Genomic DNA, 6,767 nt, shown 5'->3' with positions numbered 1-6,767 from the left:
CTCAGCAATTGCATCGTCCACAGCCATCAGGCGGGTGGAAACCGGCGCGTTCTGGAGAATGATCTCATTGGCCATGTTTTCAACCTTGGCCAGCTCCTCAGCCGAAATCGGCTTCGGATGCGAGAAGTCAAAGCGCAGGCGATCAGGCGCAACGAGCGAACCCTTCTGCGCCACATGGCTGCCCAGCGTTTCGCGCAGCGCTTCATGCAGAAGATGGGTTGCCGAGTGATTAGAGCGAATGCGCGTGCGACGATCCGAATCGACCTTCAATTCGACGGCTTCGCCGGTTTTCGCAGTGCCCTTGGTCACTTCGCCGATATGAACGAAGACGCCTTCGCCCTTTTTCTGCGTGTCCTTGATGGTAATGACAAAACCTTCGCCGGAAATCGTTCCGGTATCGCCCTGCTGGCCGCCGGATTCACCATAGAACGGCGTCTGGTTGACCACGACCGATACGGTCTCGCCTTCGGACGCCGACTGCACTTCCGAGCCGTCGCGCACCAGGGCGGCGATAACGCCCTCAGCGCTTTCGGTTTCATAACCCAGGAACTCTGTCGCGCCGACCTTGTCCTTGATACCGAACCAGATCGTTTCGGTTGCGGCTTCGCCCGAACCGGCCCAATTGGCGCGCGCTTCTGCCTTCTGGCGTTCCATGGCAGTGGAGAAGCCGTCGGTATCGACAGTAATACCACGCTGGCGCAGTGCATCCTGTGTCAGATCGAGCGGAAAGCCATAAGTGTCGTAAAGCTTGAAAGCCGTTTCACCGTCGAGGCGGTCGCCTTCGACCAGCTTTTCGGAGGCGTCGGACAAGAGGCCGAGACCGCGTTCCAGTGTCTTGCGGAAACGGGTTTCTTCCAGCTTCAATGTTTCGGAAATAAGCGCTTCGGCGCGGATCAGTTCCGGATAGGCCTGACCCATTTCCCGAATGAGCGCAGGCAGCAGACGCCACATCAACGGTTCCTTGGCACCCAGAAGCTGGGCATGACGCATGGCGCGGCGCATGATGCGGCGCAGCACGTAGCCGCGACCTTCATTCGACGGCAAAACGCCATCGGCAATCAGGAAGCTCGAAGCGCGCAGATGGTCAGCAATAACGCGATGGCTGGCACGGAAATCCCCCTCAGCCTTGACGCCTGTCGCTTCTTCCGATGCGCGGATCAGCGCCTTGAACAGGTCGATGTCGTAATTGTCATGCACGCCCTGTAGCACGGCGGCTACGCGTTCCAGACCCATGCCGGTATCGATCGAAGGACGCGGCAAATCGATGCGCTGCTCGGGCGTCACCTGCTCGAACTGCATGAAAACGAGATTCCAGATTTCGATGAAACGGTCGCCGTCTTCGTCTGGCGATCCGGGAGGTCCACCCCAGATATGATCGCCGTGATCAAAGAAGATTTCCGAGCAAGGGCCACACGGGCCGGTATCGCCCATCGCCCAGAAATTGTCGCTGGTGGCAATACGGATGATACGGTCATCGCTCAGGCCGGCGATCTTCTTCCAGTAATTCGCCGCATCCTCATCCGTATGATAGACGGTGACGAGGAGCTTGTCCTTCGGCAGACCGAATTCCTTGGTGATCAGGTTCCAGGCGAAGCTGATAGCGTCTTCCTTGAAATAATCGCCGAACGAGAAATTGCCCAGCATTTCAAAGAAAGTGTGGTGACGCGCAGTGTAGCCGACATTGTCGAGATCGTTATGCTTGCCGCCGGCGCGCACGCATTTCTGCGAGGTGGTTGCGCGATTATAGGCGCGATGTTCCAGCCCGGTAAAAACGTTCTTGAACTGCACCATGCCCGCATTGGTGAACATGAGCGTCGGATCGTTGCGCGGCACGAGCGGACTCGACGGAACGATTTCATGTCCGTTCTTGCGGAAGTAATCGAGGAATGTGGACCTAATCTCGTTGACGCCAGCCATAATTCACCCTTGGGCTTTTCCTGCCCTGCATTGATGCAGCCTGTTAACAGGCAGCATCGATTGTCTTTTGCACCTGCAAACCGCATTAAATAACGGAAACCGCAGGCATTACTCCCTCCCCGCGTTACAAAGACGTGAAGTGGAGTTCTTCGGTTGACCGCTTTTAACGATGTGCTGCTTTTCTGTCCAGATAAGCAGCGTGCGCCATAAAGGCAAATTCAGCACCTGAAACCAGCTTTTGCCGGTGCGGTTGAATCCCTATCAAGCTGCGACTGAAAAAAGTGAAGCCCTGCGCAACAGCACAGGGCCTCCAACTTTCAAGCGGAACTTGAGGTTCGAACCGAACCAACAGCGGAGATTACATCTCCGCAGCGTCGGACCCGCTATCTTCTTCCGGGCCGCCATCTTCAAGGAACTGTTCCGCGATCAAACCGGCATTCTGGCGAAGCGTCGTTTCGATTTCGCGCGCTACTTCAGGATTCTCCTTGAGGTAAAGCTTCGCGTTTTCACGGCCCTGACCGAGACGCTGCGAATTATAGGAGAACCAAGCGCCGGACTTTTCGACCACACCGGCTTTCACGCCAAGATCGACCAGTTCGCCCGTCTTGGAAACACCGGCGCCATACATGATGTCGAACTCAACCTGCTTGAAGGGAGGAGCAAGCTTGTTCTTCACAACCTTCACGCGGGTCTGGTTGCCGACAACCTCATCGCGCTCCTTGATGGAACCGATGCGACGGATATCGAGACGAACCGAAGCGTAGAACTTCAGTGCATTACCGCCGGTAGTCGTTTCAGGCGAACCGAACATGACGCCGATCTTCATACGGATCTGGTTGATGAAGATGACCATGCAATTCGAACGCGAGATCGAAGCGGTGAGCTTGCGCAGCGCCTGGCTCATCAGACGGGCCTGGAGACCGGGGAGCGAATCGCCCATCTCGCCTTCGATTTCCGCACGCGGCGTCAGCGCTGCAACGGAGTCCACGACGAGAACATCAATGGCACCGGAACGCACGAGCGTGTCGGTAATTTCAAGCGCCTGCTCGCCGGTGTCCGGCTGCGAGATCAGCAGGTTTTCCAAATCCACGCCAAGCTTACGTGCATAGACAGGGTCGAGCGCATGTTCAGCGTCAACGAATGCGCAGATGCCGCCCTTCTTCTGCGCTTCAGCAATGGTGTGTAGCGCGAGCGTGGTCTTACCGGAGCTTTCCGGCCCGTAAATTTCGACGATGCGGCCCTTGGGCAAGCCGCCTACACCCAGCGCGATGTCCAGAGAGAGCGAGCCGGTCGATACGGTTTCGATCTCGACCACCTTGTCGTTCTGACCCAGGCGCATGATCGAGCCTTTGCCGAACGCTCTTTCGATCTGTGACAGCGCCGCATCAAGTGCCTTAGTCTTGTCCACTGAATTATCCTCAACAAGTCGCAATGAATTCTGAGACATCTTACACCATCCTCTTGTCCCGCTAGAAGCCCGGCAGGCTCATCGCCAATATCTATTTGTATCTGTTTTGTTCTCGTTTGGCAATAAGGCTAACAGTCTGAAATAAAACAATATTACTATTTTGTTCCATTATTGTTCTCTATAATTAGAGAGACGTAAAATAAAAAGCCTATCCACGCTTTAAGCAGCTCCGCCACTTTCGGCGGAGCAACGATTCGGCCCGAACATAGAAAAACGCAGCCCTCTCGCGAGGAACTGCGTTCGTTAGATGGGACCACAGCGGCCCGATTCTGTCTGCCCAAGGGTTAGCTTGCGCCCCGCAGCGGTGAAATTTGAATTTCAACGCGACGGTTCTGAGCACGACCTTCAGGCGTCGCATTGGTCGCGACCGGCTGGCTTGCGCCATAACCGATGATCGCAAAGCGGCGTGGGTCGATGCCCTGCGAACCGAGATAGCTTGCCACCGATCCGGCACGACGCTGCGACAAATCCTGATTATGGCTGGCGCTACCCGTCGAGTCGGTGTGACCCAGGACGTCAACCAGGGTCTGGTTGAACTTGCGCAGCACGATGGCCACCGAGTTCAGCGTCGGATAGAACTGGCTCTTCACCTGATCCTGATCCGTATCGAAGGTGATGCTCGACGGCATGTTCAGGATGATCTGATCGCCGTTACGCGTCACGGATACGCCGGTGCCCTGAAGCTGCGCGCGCAGCTCATTTTCCTGGCGATCCATATAGTTGCCGATAGCGCCGCCACCGAGCGCGCCAATACCTGCGCCGATCAGCACGGCGTTGCGCTGTGCACGGCTGGAACCGCCAACCATGAGGCCACCCAAAGCGCCGACGGCAGCGCCGATAGCAGCACCGCCCGCCGTGTTCGACATCTTCTGTTCGCCCGTATAAGGGTCAGTGGTGCAGCCCGCCAGCAAGGTGGCTCCAATCAGGCCGATACCGATTTTTTTCAACATGCAAAGGTCATCCTCAATTTGCGATTCCGCGCGCATGATAGTTGCGATTAAGGCCGGACGGTGTTCCAAATTTCGTATTTGAATCCCCCGTCCTCACCTTTTAGCTAATCCCGCCACAGGAACGCAACTGTGCCGCATAACGATTGGCCATGGCCTGGGCCCTCTTCGCGCCATTGAGCGCCGTCGCATTCCCACGCCAGGCCCCACGCGCATAGCCGCCATGGCCGCTGTAATAAGCCAGATAGAGGCTATACGCATCCGCGCGGTTGATGCCGTTCTTCTGATAGCTTTGATAGTGATACCAGCCGATGAAATGGATAGCGTCGGCAAAATTGGTGCGCGAAGCGGTCCAGCGCCCAGTCTCCCGCTTGTAGCGATCCCAGGTCCCGTCGAGCGCTTGCGAATAGCCATAGGCGCTGGATGCGCGCTTCCATGGAATGATCCAGAGAATCTTCGTGCGGGGCGGTCGTGCATAGGGCTGGAAGCCCGATTCCGTATAGATCGTCGCCATCAAAACCGGAACCGGCACGCCGAATTCACGCGAAACGCGCGTGGCGGCACTCTGCCAATTGTTAAACCAACCGTCACGCTGATCGAAGACTGCGCATACATTGCTGACCTGCCGCGGGGCGGTCGCACAGCCTCCAAGGATCACGAGCGCTACGAGACACAAAACGCGCATCATGGGAAACCTCGTCAAATTATAAAGATTGATAAAATGTAAAAGTAAACGTCCTATTAACCGGACTGCGCGGCGGGAACGGCCAGAACACTCAACATCATCGGAATGATGTTGAGTGGTTGCCTTATAACCGTGATTCCTCTCGCCTTGGCGATCGGCTATATGAAGTTCGACCCGAAGATCATGCCCTATTTGGGGATCTGGGCCGTCAACAATCTCGTCTTCGTCGCCTTTGCGGGAGAAGTGTTGTTTCGCGGCATGATCAGGGGCGCCTGCTTGCCTATTCGTACTATCGGGGCTGGCACCCAGCCTTTGCGATTACGATCACGGCAATCCTGTACGGCATGCTGCACTATTGCATTGAGCGACAAGCGGGCAGGCCTATCGGTTCCTGCCCTGACGCTCCTGGCGCAGACGTGCCCAATAGTCGAGCCGTTTGCGGATATCGCGTTCAAAGCCGCGCTCCGGCGGATCATAGAATTTCTGCCGTCCGAGACTTTCGGGGAAATAATCCTGACCCGAAAAAGCATCAGGCTGATCGTGGTCATAGGCGTAACCGTCGCCATAGCCCTCGTTCTTCATCAGCTTGGTAGGAGCGTTCAAAATATGCTTTGGCGGCACCAGAGAGCCATTTTCCTTGGCTGCGCGCATCGCAGCTTTATAAGCCAAGTAAACGGCATTCGACTTTGGTGCGGTTGCCAGATAAACGCAGGCCTGCGCCAGCGCCAGTTCACCTTCCGGCGAACCCAGATAGTCATAGGCATCCTTGGCCGCGTTGCAGATGACGAGCGCCTGCGGATCTGCCAGCCCGATATCTTCAACCGCCATACGCACCAGGCGCCGCCCGAGATAAAGCGGGTCTTCCCCTGCATCGAACATGCGCGACAGATAATAAAGCGCCGCGTCGGGATCAGACCCGCGCACCGATTTATGCAGCGCCGAGATCAGATTGTAATGCCCGTCCTGGCTCTTGTCGTAGACCGGCGCACGACGCTGCACCACGTCCTGAAGTTTTTCTACCGTAAAGACCTCGTCTGGCCTTGCGGCACGCCAGATTTCCTCGGCCAGCGTCAATGCAGCACGGCCATCCCCGTCGGCCATACGGATAAGGCTCGCCCTCGCCTCCTCATCCAGCGGCAGCGGACGGCCTTCCTGCTCTTCGGCGCGGATCAGCAGCGTCGCAATACTCTCCGCGTCATGCGGATGAAAGGTCAGCACCCGCGCGCGCGACAAAAGAGCGGCATTGAGTTCGAATGATGGATTTTCGGTGGTCGCGCCAATCAGGATGACGGTGCCGTCTTCCATCACCGGCAGGAAGGAATCTTGCTGCGCACGATTGAAGCGATGAATTTCGTCGACAAACAGCAAGGTCTGCCGCCCGGACATGCGCCGCGCGCGGGCCGTCTCAAAAACTTTCTTGAGATCGGCAACACCGGAAAAGATTGCAGAAATCTGCTCGAAGGCAAGATCGGTTTCGCCAGCCAGCAGTCGGGCAACGGTGGTTTTACCGGTTCCGGGCGGCCCCCAGAAAATCATCGAACCGAGCGAACCGGATGCGATCATGCGCGTCAACACGCCTTCCGGCCCGGTCAGATGTTCCTGACCGGTGACCTCAGACAGATGCTTCGGACGCAGACGGTCGGCCAGCGGACGATTACGGTCCGCATTCGGGTCTGACGCCGATGAAAAAAGATCGCTCATTCGATGACTCTGTCGAAAAATAAATGCCGCTTCAGTGTCTAAATCAAAA

5 protein-coding genes are annotated in these 6,767 nt (G+C 56.7%); all 5 read right to left on the bottom strand.

The window, feature by feature from the left end; genetic code table 11:
• Positions 1-1,917 (bottom strand): alanine--tRNA ligase (gene alaS / locus HWD97_RS15095; RefSeq protein ID WP_371835170.1); only part of this gene is annotated, 1,917 nt, incomplete at its 3' end.
• 358 nt (positions 1,918-2,275) lie between these two features.
• On the bottom strand, positions 2,276-3,364 hold the full coding sequence (gene recA, locus HWD97_RS15090; protein WP_109369210.1) for a recombinase RecA: 1,089 nt from the start codon (positions 3,362-3,364) through the stop codon (positions 2,276-2,278).
• Between the two features lie 305 nt (positions 3,365-3,669).
• Positions 3,670-4,335 (bottom strand): OmpA family protein, encoded by a 666-nt coding sequence (locus HWD97_RS15085; RefSeq protein WP_109370251.1) that lies wholly within the window; start codon positions 4,333-4,335, stop codon positions 3,670-3,672.
• A gap of 100 nt (positions 4,336-4,435) precedes the next feature.
• Positions 4,436-5,020, bottom strand: a complete 585-nt coding sequence (locus tag HWD97_RS15080; protein WP_121536272.1) for a transglycosylase SLT domain-containing protein — start codon at positions 5,018-5,020, stop codon at positions 4,436-4,438.
• A gap of 378 nt (positions 5,021-5,398) precedes the next feature.
• Complete coding sequence (locus HWD97_RS15075) at positions 5,399-6,718, bottom strand: replication-associated recombination protein A (RefSeq protein ID WP_109369212.1); 1,320 nt, start codon at positions 6,716-6,718, stop codon at positions 5,399-5,401.
• Positions 6,719-6,767 lie beyond the last annotated feature (49 nt).

This window comes from Ochrobactrum sp. C6C9 (assembly GCF_022627935.1).
GTDB classification, from domain to species: Bacteria; Pseudomonadota; Alphaproteobacteria; order Rhizobiales; family Rhizobiaceae; genus Brucella; species Brucella teleogrylli.
The sequence above is the reverse complement of the archived record's forward strand: the minus strand, read 5'-3'. Positions and strand labels throughout refer to the sequence as shown.